This window comes from Pandoraea sputorum (genome assembly GCF_000814845.2).
Lineage (GTDB): Bacteria > Pseudomonadota > Gammaproteobacteria > Burkholderiales > Burkholderiaceae > Pandoraea > Pandoraea sputorum.
The window spans coordinates 1624237-1641542 of record NZ_CP010431.2 but is presented as its reverse complement, the minus strand read 5'-3'; the positions used below and the strand labels follow the sequence as shown (position 1 = coordinate 1641542).

The following is a 17306-nucleotide window of genomic DNA, read 5'->3' as shown; positions in this document are numbered from 1 at the left end:
CCGGGCTTTTCGTTGGCTGTCCTACGCGCCCCGAACTGTGCGCGCCGAAGGCGTCAGGCGTAGACCACCTTGTAACGCATCCCGATCTTCTCCCACTCCTGCGCTTCGCGTTGCAGGCTGTAATCGGTCAGCGGATTAGCCTCGATCCATGCGCGCGGCACGCAGACCTGAAAACCGTCGTCGAGACGTTCGACATCGATACTTTCCGGCAGTGCATCGGTCCGGCGGCGACAGAACAGCACCGCGAGACGCAGACAGAACAGCAACTGCCAGTCGACCTGCTGGGCCTGCGACGCCAGCTTGCCCAGCTTGCCGACGTGCCCCAGTAACAGCTCGGCGAGCCGCGCCTGATCCGGGCGCGAGAAGCCCGGCATGTCGGCGTTGCTGCCGATGTAGGCCGAATGCTTGTGATAGGCGCTGTGCGAGATCGACAGACCCATCTCGTGCAGCGACGATGCCCAGTTGAGTAGCGCTTCGCCCTCCTCGCGGCCTTCGTCCTGCGCGTCATCGGACGCATCGCCATCGACGACATCGAGATCGACCGGCAACTGACGGTACAGCGACACGGCAAGACGCCCTACCCGCTCAGCCTGCGCACGGTCCACGCCGTAACGGCGCACAAACTGCTCGACGGTCACCGCGCGCATGTCCTGATGCTGCGTACGGCCCAGCAAGTCGTACATCACGCCCAGACGCAGCGCGGCGTCCGTCGTCTCCATATGGTCGACTTCGAGTTCGTTGAACACGGACAGCATGATGGACAGGCCGCCCGGCAGCACCGGAATACGATCCTGCTTGAGGCCCGCCAGCTTGAGACGGTTAGCGTTCTCGGCCTTGATCAACGCGCGTTTCAGCCGTTCGAGACCACCGCGCGTGAGGCCATGCACACCACCGTCGTTGAAGCCATTGGCTTCGAGCAACTCAGCCAGCGCCCGCGCTGTGCCCGACGAGCCGATGGCCTGCGACCAGGCAGCTTCGCGGAAAGACGACGAAATGATCTGGATTTCGCGACGAGCGGCCAGCTCGGCCTGCTTCATCGCATACTCGTCGACGTTGCCGCTGGGGAAGAACTGACGGCTGTGACTCACACAACCGATATAGAGACTCTCCATGATCAGCGGTTCGTAATCCTGGCCGATGATGAATTCGGTCGAGCCGCCGCCGATATCCACCACCAGGCGATTCCCCGGACACGTCGGCACCGAATGCGCCGCGCCCGCGTAGATCAGGCGCGCTTCTTCGCGTCCGGCGATCACTTCGATTGGGAACCCGAGCGCACGCTGCGCTTCGCCCAGAAAGTCCTGCGCGTTCTTGGCGACGCGCAACGTGTTGGTCGCAACCGCACGCACCTGATCGGGATGAAAACCGCGCAGCCGCTCGCCGAAGCGCTTTAGCACGTCCCAGCCGCGCTGCTGCGACGGATGATCGAGATACTTCTCAGCGTTCAGGCCAGCGGCAAGTCGCACCGGCTCGCGCAGCGCATCGACCTGATAGATCTGGGTGCCGGCGGAAGTCTCCTCCACGCGGCCGATGATCAGGCGAAAACTGTTCGAGCCGAGATCGACGGCCGCTAACGAGGGCGATGAGGTACTCATGTGGAGGTGCGCCTGAGCGAAGAGCGCCGTAATGTCCGATGCTTAACTTTAAAAGCATGACGGCCACTCGACAAATAAATGACGAATAAGTTACAAATCGAATATGACACGTCGTTGACAAATGTGAATGTCATATAACTGTAACAATACGGATGAAGAATTCACGCCAATCCCATGTCTTTCGCACGTTCAATATGAATTACCCGCTGCTCAACCGAGAGCTGGGCATTCTCGCGTTTAACGAACGCGTGCTTGCCCAGGCGGCCGATCCGGCCACGCCACTGCTCGAGCGCCTGCGCTTTGTCTGTATCGTGAGTAGCAATCTGGATGAATTCTTCGAAATCCGCGTCGCCGGACTGAAGGAGCAGATGCGCGAGAATCCGGGCATGCTCACGCCGGACGGCATGACGTTTCAGCAAGTTTACACGCAAGTCTGCGCCCGGGCACAAGCGCTCGTCGAAAAGCAGTACGCCATGTTCGGCAGCATCCTGCCGCTGCTCGAAGCCGAAGGCATCGCGTTCCACCCATCCGGCCAATGGAACGACGCGCAGGTCGAATGGGCCCGTGACTACTTTATGCGCGAACTCGTGCCCGTGCTCACGCCTATCGGCCTGGACCCGGCCCACCCGTTCCCGCGCGTACTCAATAAGAGCCTGAACTTCGCCGTCGAACTCGAAGGCAAGGACGCTTTCGGCCGCGACGCCGAACTCGCCATCGTCCAAGCCCCGCGAGCCTTGCCGCGCCTCGTACCGATGCCGCCCACGCTCGCCCCGCTGCCCAACAGCTTCGTGCTGCTCAGCTCGCTCATGCTGCGCTTCGCCAGCGAACTGTTCCCGGGACTCACCGCCAAGGGCTGCCACCAGTTCCGGGTGACGCGTAACAGCGACCTGTTCGTCGACGAAGACGAAATCACCAATCTGCGCACCGCGCTTCAGGGCGAACTCCCGGCCCGCCATCTTGGCGACGCCGTACGCCTCGAAGTCGACGCCGGCGCCCCTGCCCGCCTCGTGCGCCGTCTTCAGACGGAATGCGGGCTGGCCGACTCGGACTGCTACCGCGTGAAGGGCCCCGTCAATCTCGTGCGGCTAATGCCGCTGCCCGAGATGGTCGACCGCCCGGATCTGAAGTTCGTGCCGTTTGTGCCTGCGCTGCCCAAGCGCATGAGCGCGTCGCCCGCCATGTTCGATCTCATCGATCAGGGCGATCTGCTGCTGCACCATCCGTACGACAGCTTCCAGCCCGTGCTCGAATTGCTTCTGCAAGCCGCACGCGATCCCGACGTGGTGGCCATCAAGCAGACGATCTATCGCACCGGCAACGAGTCGTCGCTGATGGACGCCCTCATGGAAGCTGCCCGCAATGGCAAGGAAGTGACGGTCGTCGTGGAACTGCTGGCGCGCTTCGACGAAGAAACGAACATCAACTGGGCCGCACGGCTCGAAGCGGTGGGTGCGCACGTCGTCTACGGCGTGGTCGGCCACAAGTGCCACGCGAAGATGCTGCTCGTGGTGCGTCGCACGCGCCACGGCAAGAAAACGTTCCTCAAACGCTACGTCCACCTCGGCACCGGCAACTATCACCCGCGTACCGCGCGTCTGTACACGGACTTCGGCCTGATGACCGCCGACGAAGCGCTGTGCGCCGACGTGCACGTCGTCTTCCAGCAACTGACCGGCATCGGCCGTCAGACGCATCTGAACGGCCTCTGGCAGTCGCCGTTCACCATGCACATGCATCTGCTCGAAGCGATTCGTCGCGAGACGGAAGCGGCCGCTGCAGGCAAGAAGGCACGCATCATCGCGAAGATGAACGCTTTGCTGGAGCCGACGATCATCGCCGAGCTCTACAAGGCATCTCGTGCAGGCGTGAAGATCGATCTGATCGTGCGTGGCGTGTGCTCGCTGCGCGCCGGCGTAAAGGGATTGTCAGAAAACATCACCGTACGCTCGATTGTCGGACGCTTCCTCGAACACCATCGCATCTATTACTTCTACGCGAACGGCGACGAGCATGTGATGCTGTCCAGCGCCGACTGGATGGAGCGCAACTTCTTCCGTCGCGTGGAAGTGGCGTTCCCGGTGCGCGACAAGCGCCTGAAGGCCCGCGTGATTCGCGAGGGGCTGATGGTGCATCTGCGCGACAATGTGCTGTCCTGGCTGATGCGCCCGGACGGCAGCTATCTTCGCCGCCGCGCGGGCAAGACGTCGTATAACAGTCAGATGGCGCTCATGCAGGAGATCGCACAGCACGTGCAGACGGGTAACTAAGCCGACGGGCTTTGCGCTCGCCATTGAAAAAGGGGCTGATAAAGCCCCTTTTTCATTTCAGCGACAGGTCACAGGTCAACCGTTCACCGACACATCCGACGGCATATCGACCGGTGCGCGATGCACCACACGCGTTGGCGGGAAATGGATAGCGAACGTGCTGCCGCGCCCTTCCTCGCTCGTCACGCGCAAATCGGCCTGATGGCGTGTGAGCACGTGCTTGACGATGGCGAGCCCGAGGCCGGTGCCGCCGGTATCGCGCGAGCGGCTACGGTCGATGCGGTAGAAGCGCTCGGTGAGGCGAGGAATGTGCTCGGCCGGAATGCCCAGCCCGGAGTCGACCACCGCGAAGCGAGCGCCGCCGTCATCCGTCGCGCCCCATTCGATGCGGATCTTGCCGCCCTGTGGGGTATAACGCACGGCATTACTCACAAGGTTGCTGAACGCGCTATGCAACTCGCCTTCCGCACCGCGCAGATCGAGCCCCTCGGCCCCCGTCACTTCGATCACGTGCTGACCTTGCGACAGGCCTTCGGCGTCGCCGCGCAGGGAACGCATCTGCATGCCCATGTCGATGCGGTCGTCCGAGGGCGGCTTGCCACTGCCTTCGAGCTTCGCCAGCGTCAGCAGATCGTTCACGATGTTCTGCATGCGCCCGGCCTGCTGACGCATGATTTCCACGTAGCGCTGAATCTCGTCCGGAGATAGCGGCAGTTCGCCCACCGTCTCGAGAAAGCCGGAAAGCACCGTGAGCGGCGTCTTCAGCTCGTGCGATACGTTGGCCACGAAGTCACGCCGCATTGCGTCGGTGCGCTCCAGGTCGGTCACGTCCAGCGAAATGATCAGCTTGCGGTTGTCGCCGTACGGAAACACCTGCATCGAGAGCACGTTGTTGCGCTTCTCGCCCATGTGATGCATGAGCAGCGCTTCGTCGTAACGCTCGGACGACAGGTAATGCACAAAGGCCGGTGTGCGCAGGAGATGGGTGATCTGTTGACGCAGATCGCGCCTGGCGTCGATGCCGAAATGCATCTCGGCAATCGCATTGCACCACTCGATCTGATTTTGCTCATCGAGCATGATCACGCCGTTGGGCGATGCCTGGATCGCCTGAATGAAACGTGCGTGCTGTTGTTCCACCTGCTTGACCTGGTTATGCCAGCGCTTGGCCAGCTTGTGCAGCCGGTAATAGATTTCGCCCCACAACCCGAGAGCGCTCGGCACTTCCCCATAGACCGGGGCATCGAGCAGACGCCAGAGGCGCTGGGCGTGATAGACGTTGAAGAAAAGCTGAATCACCAGCAGGGCGACTGCGGTGACGTAACCCGCGCTTGCGCCAAAGAGCCAGCCGACGGCCACCGAAATGGCCGCTTGCAGGATCAAGAACGCCAGCGCACGGGCCCAGATGATATTCATAGACGATGCACAGGAATTTTGCCGCCCTCACCCTGAGGCGTGGCATGGGCACGGCAGCTTTCGACAGGGTCGACCGGGAGTGTCCCCGGTCGACCCATCGCGTCAGACCGACTTCGTAAGTCGGTAGCCGCTGCCGCGTACGGTCTCGATCATAGCATCGTGGCCGGCCGGCTTAAGGGCCGCGCGAAGGCGCTTGATATGCACGTCCACCGTCCGTTCTTCGACGAAGACGTGATCGCCCCACACCTGATCGAGCAACTGAGAGCGGCTGTGCACGCGCTCCGGATGCGTCATGAAGAAGTGAAGCAGACGGAATTCCGTCGGGCCGAGGTCCAGCTTGATGTCGCCGCTCGACTGGTGGCTCGTCACGCGATGCGTGGCCGGGTCCAGCTTCAGGCCGTTCACGCTCACCACGTCCTCGGTGAGCTGCGGCGCACGACGACGCAGCACGGCCTTGATACGCGCCATCAGTTCCTTCGGCGAGAACGGCTTGGTGACGTAGTCGTCTGCGCCGATCTCAAGCCCCATCACCTTGTCCTGCTCTTCGCTGCGCGCGGTGAGCATGATGATCGGCACGTGCTTGGTGCGCTCGTTCGCACGCAGCTCGCGCGCGAACGTCACGCCCGACTTGCCAGGCAGCATCCAGTCGAGCAGAACGAGATCCGGCAAGACGTCGCTGATCAACGTGAGCGCCTGCTCTGCGTTGTACGCCCGAATCGGATAGTGACCCGCGTGTTGCAAGTTAACGGAGATCAGCTCGGAAATCGCCGGCTCGTCTTCCACGATCAGAATGCTGCTAGGCATCGGTTCCTCTCAAACCTTCAGTAATGTCGGGCGCTTCTAGTCGCCTTGTTTGCCCTATTCGCGCTACTCGTGCTACTCGCCTTGCACTTTACGCTGCAAGTCTTCGCGCGAAATGTGGCGGACGTCGGTGCCCTTGACAATGTAAATGATGAATTCGGCGATGTTCTTCGCATGATCGCCGATACGCTCGATAGCCTTGGCAATGAACAGGAAGTCCAGACCGGCGGAGATGGTCCGCGGATCCTCCATCATGTACGTCACCAATTTTCGCACGAAGCCACGGAATTCATTGTCGATGGCCTTGTCGTCACGCACGATCTCGGCGGCTGCCACGATGTCCAGACGGGCAAACGCGTCGAGCGTGCGGCGCAGCAACTGCGCCGCCATCTCGCCCGAGAGCTTGATTTCGGCGAAATTCACGCTTTGCGCCGCGCCGTCTTCCAGCAAGTGACGGGTACGCTTGGCGATCTTCTCGGCCTCGTCGCCTGCGCGCTCGAGGTTGGTGATCGTCTTCGAAATCGACAGCAGCAGACGCAGGTCGCGCGCGGTCGGCTGACGACGCGCGATGATCTTGCTGCACTCTTCGTCGATCTCGACTTCCAGAGTGTTCAGACGATGCTCGTTCGAGATCACTTCGTCGACCAGCGTGCGGTCGAACGTGTTCAGGCCCTGCATCGCCGTGACGATCTGGGACTCGACCAGGCCGCCCATTTCGAGGACGCGCGAGCAAACCTGATTCAGGTCGGTATCGAACTGGCTGGAAAGGTGTTTATCGTTCATGTCGCGGGTTTCCTCGTGGCATCAACCGAAACGGCCGGTGATGTAGTCTTCGGTCTCTTTGCGGTCCGGCTTGATGAAGATCTTTTCGGTCTCACCGAATTCGATCAGCTCGCCCAGGTACATATACGCCGTGAAGTCCGAGCAACGTGCGGCCTGCTGCATGTTGTGGGTCACGATCACGACCGTGTAGTCGTCCTTGAGTTCGGCAATCAGTTCTTCGATGCGGCCCGTGGAAATCGGGTCGAGTGCCGAGCACGGTTCGTCGAGCAGCAGCACTTCCGGACGGATCGCGATACCGCGTGCAATACACAGTCGCTGCTGCTGACCGCCCGACAGGCCGTAGCCGGACTGTTGCAGCTTGTCCTTCACTTCGCTCCACAGCGCAGCCTTCGTCAGCGCCCACTCCACACGATCGTCCATTTCCGAGCGCGAGAGCTTTTCGAACAGACGCACACCGAACGCGATGTTGTCGTAGATCGACATCGGGAACGGCGTCGGCTTCTGGAACACCATGCCGACCTTGGCGCGCAGCAGCGCGATGTCTTGCTTGGCGGTCAGCAGGTTCTCGCCGTCCATGTTGATCTCGCCCTCGGCGCGTTGCTCCGGGTAGAGGGCGTACATCTTGTTGAACGTGCGCAGCAGCGTCGACTTGCCGCAACCCGACGGGCCGATGAAGGCCGTCACCTTACGGTCGGGAATGCGCAGGTTGATGTTCTTGAGCGCGTGGTACTTGTCGTAGAAGAAGTTCAGGTTCTTGACTTCGATCTTCGAGGGCAGCTTGATTTCTTGAGTCGGGTTCGTCATGGTCTGTCTCAACCGTCAGGTATGCGTTGGTCGTCGCGTTATGGTCGCGTGGTGTCGCTCGAAGTTGCCGATTACTTCTTGGCGAACAACGTACGCGCCAGAATGTTCAGGAACAGCACCCCAAGGGTGATGATGAATACGCCCGCCCAGGCAAGCGATTGCCATTCGGCAAACGGGCTCATGGCAAATTTGAAGATGGTGACCGGCAGGTTGGCCATCGGCTGGTTCAGATTCAGCGACCAGAACTGGTTCGAGAGTGCCGTGAACAGCAGCGGCGCCGTCTCACCAGCGATACGCGCCACGGCCAGCAACACGCCCGTGACGATACCGGCGATGGACGCCTTAAGCGTGATCTTCACAATGATTCGCCACTTCGGCGTGCCCAGCGCGAAGGCCGCTTCACGCAAGTTGTTCGGCACCAGCTTGAGCATGTTCTCCGTGGTACGGATCACGATCGGAATCTGCAACAGCGCGAGCGAGATGATGCCCGCCCAGGCGGAGAAGTGGCCCATCTGCGCGACAACCAATGCGTAGACGAACAAACCGATCACGATCGACGGGGCCGACAGCAGAATGTCGTTGATGAAGCGCGTGATGCTCGCGAGCCACGACTTCTGACCGTACTCCGCCAGATACACACCGGCCAGAATGCCCAGCGGCGTGCCGACCAGCGTTGCAACCCCCACCATCACCAGACTGCCAGCGATGGCGTTGGCGAGGCCGCCACCGGCCGTGTTCGGCGGGGGCGTCATTTCGGTGAACAGCGACAGCGACAGACCGCCGATGCCCAGCGAAAGCGTGGTGTAGAGGATCCACAGCAGCCAGATCAGACCGAAGGCCATGGCCGCGAGCGACATGGCGATCGCGAACATGTTCTTGCGGCGGCGATAAGCTTGCAGACGCACGCGGGTAAAGGCGTCGGTGGGCTTCACGGCGGGCGTTTCCAATTCGAGCGCTTGTTGGGTCATCATTATTTACCTTCGCTTTTCTCGAGGCGCAGCAGCATGAGCTTGGACAGCGCCAGCACCACAAAGGTGATGAAGAACAGGATCAGACCGAGTTCCATCAGCGCAGCCGTATGCAGCCCCGGACCGGCTTCGGCGAACTCGTTGGCGAGCGCCGAAGTAATGCTGTTACCCGGCGAGAACAGCGAAATGTTGTCGAGCAGGTTCGTGTTACCGATCACGAACGTGACCGCCATCGTCTCGCCGAGCGCGCGGCCAAGACCCAGCATCACGCCACCGATCACACCCGTCTTCGTGAAGGGCAGCACGACGCGCCACATCACTTCCCAGGTCGTGCAACCGATACCGTAAGCCGATTCCTTGAGCAGCACGGGCGTGACTTCGAACACGTCGCGCATGACCGAGGCGATGTACGGAATGATCATGATCGCGAGGATCACGCCAGCGGGCAGAATACCGATACCGAGCGGCGGGCCCTGGAACAACGCGCCGATGATCGGCACACCACCGAGCAACGCGCCCAGCGGCTTCTGGAAGTACTGGCTGAAGATCGGGGCGAAGACCAGCAGGCCCCACATCCCGTAGACGATACTCGGGATAGCGGCCAGCAGCTCGATGGCGGTGCCCAGCGGGCGACGCAGCCACACGGGCGAGAGTTCAGTCAAAAACAGGGCGATGCCGAAGCTGACCGGCACCGCAATGATCAGGGCGATGACCGACGTGATGATCGTGCCGTAGATCGGCACGAGTGCGCCGAATTGTTCTGCGGGAGGATCCCATTCCTTCGTCCACAGGAAGGCGAAGCCAAATTTCTCGATCGACGGCAGTGCGCTGACGATCAGCGACACGATAATGCCACCGAGCAGGAGCAGCGTAATGAGGACGGCGGCGCGGGTGAGCAGCGCGAAGAGAAAGTCGCCCAGGGAAGACGGAGCGCGCTGCGCGCCCGATGATGCGAGGGGGCTGGTGGCTTCTGCCATGATGTCGTCTCAGCGTGAGCGCGCCGCCAGCCGTTGCCAGATATCGATTCGGGCTTCGGAACAGGCGGCGCGGATATTGCCGGTTTCGAGGTGCCGGGCAGCGCTACGTTGCATCGCCCGGCGCCTCATGCAAAGCGTTTTAGACGCCAGCCTTAGCGGCCGACTCGGCAACCTTCGCCTTCCAGCCAGCGCGGATTTGCTTCAGAACATCTTCCGGCAGCGAGATGTAGTCGAGTTCCTGAGCCGTCTGGGCACCGTTCTTGAACGACCAGTCGAAGAACTTCAGCACGTCGGCGCTTTGCGCTTCCTTGCCAGCGTCAGCCTTCTGGTGAACCAGCACGAACGTAGCAGCCACGATCGGCCACGAATCCGCACCCTTTTCGTTCGTCAGGATCTGGTAGAACGTCTTCGACCATTCGGCCTTGCCAGCGGCAGCGGCGAACGTCTTGGCGGTCGGCTCGACCGTCTTGCCGTCGGCGTTCGTCAGCGCCGTGTACGTCAGCTTGTTTTGCTTGGCGTAGGCCGATTCCACGTAGCCGATCGCGCCCGGCAGACGTTGCACGAAGGCGGCAACGCCGTCGTTACCCTTGCCGCCCGTACCCGTCGGCCAGTTGACCGTGGTGCCTTCGCCGACCTTGCTCTTCCACTCGGCGTTGACCTTCGACAGGTAGTTCGTGAACACGAAGCTGGTGCCCGAGCCGTCGGCGCGGCGAACCACGGCGATGTCGGTATCCGGCAGTTTGGCCTTGGGGTTCAGCTTGGCGATAGCCGGATCGTTCCACTTCTTGATCTTGCCCAGGTAGATGTCGCCCAGCACTTCGCCCGACAGGACGAGTTCGCCAGCCTTCACACCCGGAACGTTGATCACCGGCACGATGCCACCGACAACCGTCGGGAACTGGAACAGACCTTGCTTGGCGAGTTCTTCATCGGTCAGCGGGGCGTCCGAACCAGCGAAATCGACGGTCTTGGCCTGAATCTGCTTGATGCCGCCCGACGAACCGATGCCCTGGTAGTTGACCTTGTTCTGGGTCGACTTCTGATAGGCGTCAGCCCACTTGGTGTAGATCGGTGCGGCAAACGTGCTGCCTGCGCCCGTAATCTCGCCCGCAATCGCGCCAGCGGCGAACAGAACGCCAGCCAGGCCGGCAATCGCAGTCTTCATCAGCTTCATGGATCTCTCCGAGTTGGTGTGGTACAGCGTGTGGATGGCTCGAAGAATAGATTCCGAATGTGACAGTAATGTGTCATTTTCGAAAGCTCACAATACTAGTGTCACGGATTCGCCTCGGAAGCGTCATATTGCATGCGGATTCCGGTGTTCATGACGTTTGTGCGAAGATCGCGGATTGGCGCGGGTTTCGGAGGATTTCCAATGAAAATCGAAGGGCCGGAAACCCTCACTTTCAGCCTGTGTCAGCGCCGTGACAGTGACGGATCGGTGTCGGAAATGGTCTGACGAATCTCAGGCCGTTGTCACAAATGTGAATGTCGACCGCTCAGATTGCTATGATGGGAGGCACCCTCGGAGGCAATGCGGAGGGAATTCGTGGAGGTGCGCAGTGTGTTCGCGCGGGGGGACTTCTGAAGGCTGGCGACGCCGCGAAGGGCGTCGCCGGAGGGCAATTACGGCACTTACTGAACTTACGCTGCCGCTTTCACGACGTTCGCCAGTTGCTGAGCGAAGCCCGACGCCTGCGACTCGTCGCGCGCTTCGACCATCACGCGTAACACCGGCTCGGTGCCCGAGGCACGGATAAGCACTCGACCCGCATCGCCCAGCTTAGCTTCGATGGCCTCGCGCTCGGCGCTCAGACGGGCATCGGCCTGCCAGTCGTACCCGGCCGGCGTACGCACATTGATCATGTGTTGCGGGAACAAGCGCACGCCTTCGAGCAACTTGGCCAGCGGCTTGTTGTCCGCGCGACGAATCGCGGCCAGCACCTGAAGGGCCGAGACGATGCCGTCGCCCGTGGTGTGCTTGTCGAGACACAGAATGTGTCCCGAGCCCTCTGCGCCAATCTGCCAGCCGTGCTTGTACAACTGCTCCAGCACGTAGCGGTCGCCCACCTTCGCCCGCACGAACGGCACACCCAGGCCCTTGAGCGCCACTTCGACTGCCATATTGGTCATAAGCGTGCCGACCGCACCCGCCACGCCGCCATTCTCCAGCCGGTCCTTGACGAGCAGATACAGCAGTTCGTCGCCGTTAAAGAGACGCCCCGCGCTGTCGACGATCTGAAGGCGGTCCGCGTCACCGTCGAGCGCCACACCGAGATCGGCGTGGTTGGCCCGCACCGCGCGCATGAGCGCATCCGGTGCGGTCGCACCGCAGTCTTCGTTGATATTGAAGCCGTTCGGCTGATTGCCGATGGCAATGACCTCCGCGCCCAGTTCGTGGAACACGTGCGGGGCGATGTGATACGCCGCGCCATTGGCGCAGTCGACCACGATCTTCATGCCGCGCAAGTCGAAGTCGTTCGGGAAGGTGCTCTTGCAGAACTCGATGTAGCGGCCTGCGGCGTCATCCAGACGGCGTGCCTTGCCGAGCTGCTCGGAGCGCACGCAGGTCATCGGATTATCGAGTTCGGCTTCGATGGCCAGTTCGGTCTGATCCGGCAGCTTGTTGCCGTCTGCGGAGAAGAACTTGATGCCGTTATCGTGATACGGATTGTGCGATGCACTGATCACCACGCCCGCAGCCAGACGCAGCGCGCGCGTGAGATAAGCGACGGCAGGCGTGGGCATCGGCCCGGCCAGCATGGTGTCGACGCCTGCGGCGGCAAAACCGGCTTCGAGCGCCGCTTCGAGCATGTAGCCCGAGACACGCGTGTCCTTGCCGATCAATACCGTGGGGCGACCTGTGGACTGATTACCGGCGAGCACGCGTCCGGCGGCATAACCCAGGCGCAGCACGAACTCCGGCGTAATCGGGCTCTCACCTACCGTGCCGCGAATCCCATCGGTCCCAAAATAGCGTCGTTTCATCGTTGCATCGTTCCCAGTTGACGCGTCGCGCCGGTTGACTGTTCAGGCGTGCGCGTCATTCGTTATTTGTAGCGCCTCTTTTGCTGCGTATACGCGGTTTGCACCGACTTGCGCCGGTTTGCAAACTTACTCGGCATCGCGCACGGCTTGCCAGACCTTGAGCGCATCGACCGTCTCGGCGACGTCGTGCACGCGTACGATCGCAGCGCCCCGTTGCGCTGCGCAGATCGCCGCCGCAACGCTTGCCACGCGGCGCTCCTGCGGCGTCTGACGTCCCGTGATTTCGCCCAGCATCCGCTTGCGCGACATGCCGACGAGCAAGGGCAAACCGTCGCGCGACAGCACGCGCAAATGTTTGAGCAAGGCGAGATTATGGGCGAGATTCTTGCCAAAACCGAATCCCGGATCCAGATAGAGACGCGTCGGCGCAACACCGGCCGCGAGCATCGCATCGACACGGCCGTCGAGGAATGCCGCCACCTCAGTCACCACGTCCGTATAGATCGGGGCGTCTTGCATGGTCTTCGGGTCGTGCAGCATGTGCATGATGCACAAGGCCGCCTCGCTGTCGCGCACAGCCTCCACTGCACCAGGCTGCTGGAAGCCCCAGATATCGTTGATCATGTCCGCCCCGGCAGCCAGGACCGCGCGCATCACGCCGGGCTTGTAGGTGTCGATGGACAGCGGCACGCCACAATCGCGCAATGCTTCGACAATCGGCAAGACACGTTCAAGCTCCGCGTCTTCCGGCAACGCTTCTGCGCCCGGACGGGTGGATTCGCCGCCGATATCGAGAATGTCGACGCCGTCGGCAATCAGTTGCTCCGCGTGGCGCAAAGCGGCGTCGCGCGCAACAAACTTGCCGCCATCGGAGAACGAGTCGGGCGTCACGTTCAGGATGCCCATGACATGAACGCGACGCGCGTCGAGTCGGAAGCGTGGCCCCAACGCCAGCGTGTCGGGCTTGACGGGTGCGTCGGACGCCCTCGCCGGAAGGACGATGTCGTCGGTGACGCTTTGTGTGTCAGGATCGCCCGTTTGCGCTGCCTGCGTGGACGAAGAAAGGGATTGCGACTGCTCGGTGGACATTCGGAAGCTCGTAGCTCAATAAAACCCATATCGCGGCCCGTACTGCTGAGGTGCGGGTCGGGCCGGTGCGCCCGGTGTACCGGACGCCCCATATGGCCGTAATGTTACCGGATTCAACTGTCACATCGACGACGGAAACACTCGGTAACAACGAAATCCATCTTCGCGAAAATTCTGAGAAATACCGTCCCAGGCGTTACTCATCGCCCGACGCCTGCGGTTTATCGCGTCATAGATGCAAAAAGGCCGGCAAAGTGCCGGCCTTTTTGGGAGACAACCTTTCGGCTGTCGGGGCGACCGTCAGACGGTCGCCGGGGTATTGCTAGGCTTGAGCGGCGGGTTGCCACCCGAAGCACCGCCGTTCGACTGACCACCCTTCGGCGGACGCGGCGGACGGTCTTCCATGATGTCGCCAATTTGCTCGCCGTCGATCGTTTCCCATTCCATCAGGGCTTCGGTCATCGCCTCAACCTTTGAGCGGTTGTCTTCCAGCAGCTTCTTCGCCAGCGCGTATTGTTCGTCCAGAATGCGGCGAACTTCCGTGTCGACCTTCTGCTGCGTCGCTTCAGACACCGACTTGGCGGACATCCGGCCGAACATCGAATCCTGCTCGGTATCGACATAGACCATCGGGCCCAGGGCGTCCGACATACCGTAACGGGTCACCATGTCGCGCGCCAGCTTGGTCGCACGCTCGAAGTCGTTCGAAGCGCCCGTCGACATCTTGTTGATGAACACTTCTTCTGCTGCACGGCCGCCGAACAGAATGGCGATCTGCGTGAGCATCGTGTCGCGGTACTCCGAATACTTGTCGTGCTCCGGCAACTGCATCGTCAGACCCAGCGCCCAGCCACGCGGAATGATCGTGACCTTGTGCACCGGATCGGCGCCCGGCAGCAGCATGGCAACCACAGCATGACCCGACTCATGGTAAGCCGTGGCACGACGCTCTTCGTCGCGCATCACAGCCGACTTGCGCTCCGGACCCATGAAAATCTTGTCCTTCGCGTCTTCGAAGTCCAGCATCTCGACGATGCGCTTGTTACGGCGCGCGGCGAACAGTGCGGCTTCGTTCACGAGGTTGGCCAGATCGGCACCCGACATACCCGGCGTACCGCGGGCGATCACCGATGCATCGACGTCGTTCGCGATCGGCACCTTGCGCAGGTGCACCTTCAGGATCTGCTCACGGCCACGGATATCCGGCAGACCGACGTAGACCTGACGGTCAAAACGACCCGGACGCAGCAGCGCCTTGTCCAGCACGTCCGAACGGTTCGTGGCAGCGATCACGATCACGCCCGAATTCGCTTCGAAGCCGTCCATCTCGACCAGCATCTGGTTCAGCGTCTGTTCGCGTTCGTCGTTACCGCCGCCCATGCCGGCGCCACGATGGCGACCGACCGCGTCGATTTCATCGATGAACACGATACAGGGCGATTGCTTCTTCGCGTTTTCGAACATGTCACGGACACGGGCAGCGCCCACGCCGACGAACATTTCCACGAAGTCCGAACCCGAGATGCTGAAGAACGGCACCTTGGCTTCACCAGCGATGGCGCGAGCCAGCAGCGTCTTACCGGTTCCCGGCGGGCCGACCAGCAGCACACCGCGCGGAATACGGCCGCCCAGTTTCTGGAACTTTTGGGGATCTTTCAGGAAGTCGACCAGTTCGCCGACTTCGTACTTGGCTTCGTCGCAGCCTGCGACGTCGGCAAAGGTGACCGGATTGGCATTCTCGTCAATGAGGCGCGCGCGGGATTTGCCGAAGGAGAAGGCACCGCCCTTACCCCCGCCCTGCATCTGTCGCATCATGTAGAACCAGAAGCCGATGATCAGCAGCGTGGGTCCGAGGTAGTACAGCGCGGACATGAGCACGTTCGGTTCGTCGTCGGCCTTACCCGACACCTGAACGCCGTACTTCATGAGATCGCCGACCATCCAGATGTCGCCGGGTGACACGATGGTGTACTTCTGGCCATCGCTAGGCGTCACCTGAAGGCTGCGGCCCTGCACCACCACGTTCTTGATCTTGCCATTCTTGGCATCGTCCATGAACTGGGAGTACGTCACGCCCTCCTGGACGTGCGGCTTGTCGAACTGTTTAAAAACAGTAAACAAGACCAGCGCGATGACTAACCACACCGCCGCTTTGGAAAACATATTATTGTTCAAAGCGTTGCTCCTTCATGAAATCGCTTCGCGCCAGGAATTCATTCTAATCCACTCGCAGGCGCACCGCTATAGTGATTCTCTACCGCCACCATAGCGCCAGTGCGCTGTATTGACGGGCATCAAGCCGGATTTTTCAAACCCCGACCCAGAATGAACGTTTCGGAAGATTTGTCTCGCGACGCCTTTGGCTTGCGCGGCGCCACGGTTTTGAACTGGTGTTTGAATTTTTCGACAATCTGGCTATAGCCGCTGCCGTGAAAACATTTGACCAGTAACGCCCCTTCCGGTTTCAGGTGTCGCTGTGCAAAATCGAGCGCCAGATCGCACAAATGCTCGATCCGCGCCGCATCGGCCGACGCCACACCCGACAAGTTGGGGGCCATATCGGAAACTACAAGGTCGACTTTGCGTCCGGCGACGATTTCTTCGAGCTGCTCCAGTACGCTGTCCTCGCGGAAGTCGCCCTGCAGGAAGTGAACGTCGGCGATCGGCTCCATTGGCAGGATGTCGAGCGCAATGATCGTCCCGTCGATGCCGCCCTCGACGCGCTTGCCGCCCGCCAGCTTGTTACGGGCGTACTGACTCCAGCTGCCCGGCGTCGAGCCGAGGTCGACGATGACCTGGCCCGGCTTGATCAGCCGGTCCTGCTCGTCGATTTCCTTGAGTTTGTAGGCGGCACGGGCACGATAGCCCTCGCGCTGCGCCATTTTGACGTAGGGATCGTTGATGTGATCGTGCAACCACGCGTGGTTGAAACGGTTTTTTGCCATATTTCTTCAAAAACACTGCGAATTTGCAGGATAATACGCCCTTGCGCGCCCAAAATCTTTTAGCCCGCCGGCAGCCTTCATCGGCCGCTAACGGTGTTCAGGCCACGATTCGCGGGCGCATCCCTACTCGTTTGTCTCGTCTGTCTTCTGTCTTTTATGCCCGCTTTGACCCTGACACCGGCGCAACGCGCCGACATGCGCTCTGCCGCTCACGCGCTGAATCCCGTCGTTCTGATCGGCGCCGATGGCTTGACGCCTGCGGTGCTCAAGGAAATCGACGGCGCACTGAAAGCCCACGAACTGATCAAGGTGCGTGTGTTCGGTGACGAACGCGACACGCGCGTGGCCATTTACGAATCCATCTGCGACCAGTTGGGTGCAGCGCCGGTGCAACATATCGGCAAGCTGCTCGTTCTGTATCGCCCGACGCCGGACGAAACGGCCATGCCGGTTCGCGGCAAGTCCGGCGGCACCGGCACTACGGTCAAGGGCCGCGCACCGCGCACCGTGACCGTCGTCAAGTCCAGCACCAACGCGGGTCGTCGCCCGACCGTCAAGAAAGTGACGGTTGCTGGCAACGAACGCATGACCGCCGGTGGTATCGTCAAACGCGCCAAGAAGCGCCAAACCAGCGTCAAGCGCCAGCGCAACGACTAAGTCCCCGATGGCTGCG

General features: G+C 61.3%; 14 protein-coding genes. 2 read left to right on the top strand and 12 right to left on the bottom strand.

Annotated features, from left to right (window positions below; all coding sequences use genetic code 11):
• Positions 1-53: 53 nt before the first annotated feature.
• A complete protein-coding gene (ppx, locus tag NA29_RS07335) occupies positions 54-1595 on the bottom strand; it encodes an exopolyphosphatase (RefSeq protein WP_039397166.1) in 1542 nt (513 codons plus the stop codon).
• 152 nt (positions 1596-1747) lie between these two features.
• Here ppx and ppk1 point away from each other — a divergent pair, with 152 nt between their 5' ends.
• The gene (ppk1, locus tag NA29_RS07330) at positions 1748-3862 is read left to right on the top strand and encodes a polyphosphate kinase 1 (protein ID WP_052252601.1); all 2115 of its coding nucleotides are present in this window, start codon (positions 1748-1750) and stop codon (positions 3860-3862) included.
• Positions 3863-3937: 75 nt separating this feature from the next.
• On the opposite strand, the gene phoR is transcribed toward ppk1, so the two are convergent.
• The 11 genes from phoR to NA29_RS07275 form a co-directional block, all read right to left on the bottom strand.
• Positions 3938-5278: a phosphate regulon sensor histidine kinase PhoR gene (phoR, locus tag NA29_RS07325; protein WP_039397162.1), complete on the bottom strand. Its 1341-nt coding sequence runs from the start codon at positions 5276-5278 to the stop codon at positions 3938-3940.
• Positions 5279-5380: 102 nt separating this feature from the next.
• A complete protein-coding gene (phoB, locus tag NA29_RS07320) occupies positions 5381-6082 on the bottom strand; it encodes a phosphate regulon transcriptional regulator PhoB (protein WP_010805263.1) in 702 nt (233 codons plus the stop codon).
• Between the two features lie 72 nt (positions 6083-6154).
• Complete coding sequence (phoU, locus tag NA29_RS07315; protein WP_039397160.1) at positions 6155-6862, bottom strand: phosphate signaling complex protein PhoU; 708 nt, start codon at positions 6860-6862, stop codon at positions 6155-6157.
• Positions 6863-6883: 21 nt separating this feature from the next.
• The gene (gene pstB, locus NA29_RS07310) at positions 6884-7666 is read right to left on the bottom strand and encodes a phosphate ABC transporter ATP-binding protein PstB (RefSeq protein WP_039397158.1); all 783 of its coding nucleotides are present in this window, start codon (positions 7664-7666) and stop codon (positions 6884-6886) included.
• 71 nt (positions 7667-7737) lie between these two features.
• Positions 7738-8634, bottom strand: coding sequence for a phosphate ABC transporter permease PstA (pstA, locus tag NA29_RS07305; protein ID WP_039402682.1), 897 nt, complete (start codon positions 8632-8634; stop codon positions 7738-7740).
• 2 nt (positions 8635-8636) lie between these two features.
• Positions 8637-9611, bottom strand: a complete 975-nt coding sequence (gene pstC / locus NA29_RS07300) for a phosphate ABC transporter permease PstC (protein ID WP_039397156.1) — start codon at positions 9609-9611, stop codon at positions 8637-8639.
• A 139-nt stretch (positions 9612-9750) separates the two neighbouring features.
• Positions 9751-10785, bottom strand: coding sequence for a phosphate ABC transporter substrate-binding protein PstS (pstS, locus tag NA29_RS07295; RefSeq protein WP_039397154.1), 1035 nt, complete (start codon positions 10783-10785; stop codon positions 9751-9753).
• Between the two features lie 470 nt (positions 10786-11255).
• On the bottom strand, positions 11256-12599 hold the full coding sequence (gene glmM, locus NA29_RS07290; protein WP_039397152.1) for a phosphoglucosamine mutase: 1344 nt from the start codon (positions 12597-12599) through the stop codon (positions 11256-11258).
• Between the two features lie 126 nt (positions 12600-12725).
• Positions 12726-13505: a dihydropteroate synthase gene (gene folP / locus NA29_RS07285; protein ID WP_224787022.1), complete on the bottom strand. Its 780-nt coding sequence runs from the start codon at positions 13503-13505 to the stop codon at positions 12726-12728.
• 483 nt (positions 13506-13988) lie between these two features.
• On the bottom strand, positions 13989-15863 hold the full coding sequence (gene ftsH / locus NA29_RS07280; RefSeq protein ID WP_039397150.1) for an ATP-dependent zinc metalloprotease FtsH: 1875 nt from the start codon (positions 15861-15863) through the stop codon (positions 13989-13991).
• Between the two features lie 119 nt (positions 15864-15982).
• Entirely contained in the window at positions 15983-16633 is a 651-nt protein-coding gene (locus NA29_RS07275; RefSeq protein WP_039397148.1) for an RlmE family RNA methyltransferase, read from the bottom strand.
• Between the two features lie 156 nt (positions 16634-16789).
• Between NA29_RS07275 and yhbY the strand changes: the two genes are divergently transcribed.
• Entirely contained in the window at positions 16790-17290 is a 501-nt protein-coding gene (yhbY, locus tag NA29_RS07270) for a ribosome assembly RNA-binding protein YhbY (protein ID WP_039397147.1), read from the top strand.
• The last annotated feature ends 16 nt before the right edge of the window (positions 17291-17306 follow it).

Bases quoted from the DNA above. Each gene is read 5' to 3' on its own strand.
- ppx (WP_039397166.1), bottom strand. From the start codon at position 1,595: ATGAGTACCTCATCGCCCTCGTTAGCGGCCGTCGATCTCGGCTCGAAC.
- ppk1 (WP_052252601.1), top strand. From the start codon at position 1,748: ATGAAGAATTCACGCCAATCCCATGTCTTTCGCACGTTCAATATGAAT.
- phoR (WP_039397162.1), bottom strand. From the start codon at position 5,278: ATGAATATCATCTGGGCCCGTGCGCTGGCGTTCTTGATCCTGCAAGCG.
- phoB (WP_010805263.1), bottom strand. From the start codon at position 6,082: ATGCCTAGCAGCATTCTGATCGTGGAAGACGAGCCGGCGATTTCCGAG.
- phoU (WP_039397160.1), bottom strand. From the start codon at position 6,862: ATGAACGATAAACACCTTTCCAGCCAGTTCGATACCGACCTGAATCAG.
- pstB (WP_039397158.1), bottom strand. From the start codon at position 7,666: ATGACGAACCCGACTCAAGAAATCAAGCTGCCCTCGAAGATCGAAGTC.
- pstA (WP_039402682.1), bottom strand. From the start codon at position 8,634: ATGACCCAACAAGCGCTCGAATTGGAAACGCCCGCCGTGAAGCCCACC.
- pstC (WP_039397156.1), bottom strand. From the start codon at position 9,611: ATGGCAGAAGCCACCAGCCCCCTCGCATCATCGGGCGCGCAGCGCGCT.
- pstS (WP_039397154.1), bottom strand. From the start codon at position 10,785: ATGAAGCTGATGAAGACTGCGATTGCCGGCCTGGCTGGCGTTCTGTTC.
- glmM (WP_039397152.1), bottom strand. From the start codon at position 12,599: ATGAAACGACGCTATTTTGGGACCGATGGGATTCGCGGCACGGTAGGT.
- folP (WP_224787022.1), bottom strand. From the start codon at position 13,505: ATGGGCATCCTGAACGTGACGCCCGACTCGTTCTCCGATGGCGGCAAG.
- NA29_RS07275 (WP_039397148.1), bottom strand. From the start codon at position 16,633: ATGGCAAAAAACCGTTTCAACCACGCGTGGTTGCACGATCACATCAAC.
- yhbY (WP_039397147.1), top strand. From the start codon at position 16,790: ATGCCCGCTTTGACCCTGACACCGGCGCAACGCGCCGACATGCGCTCT.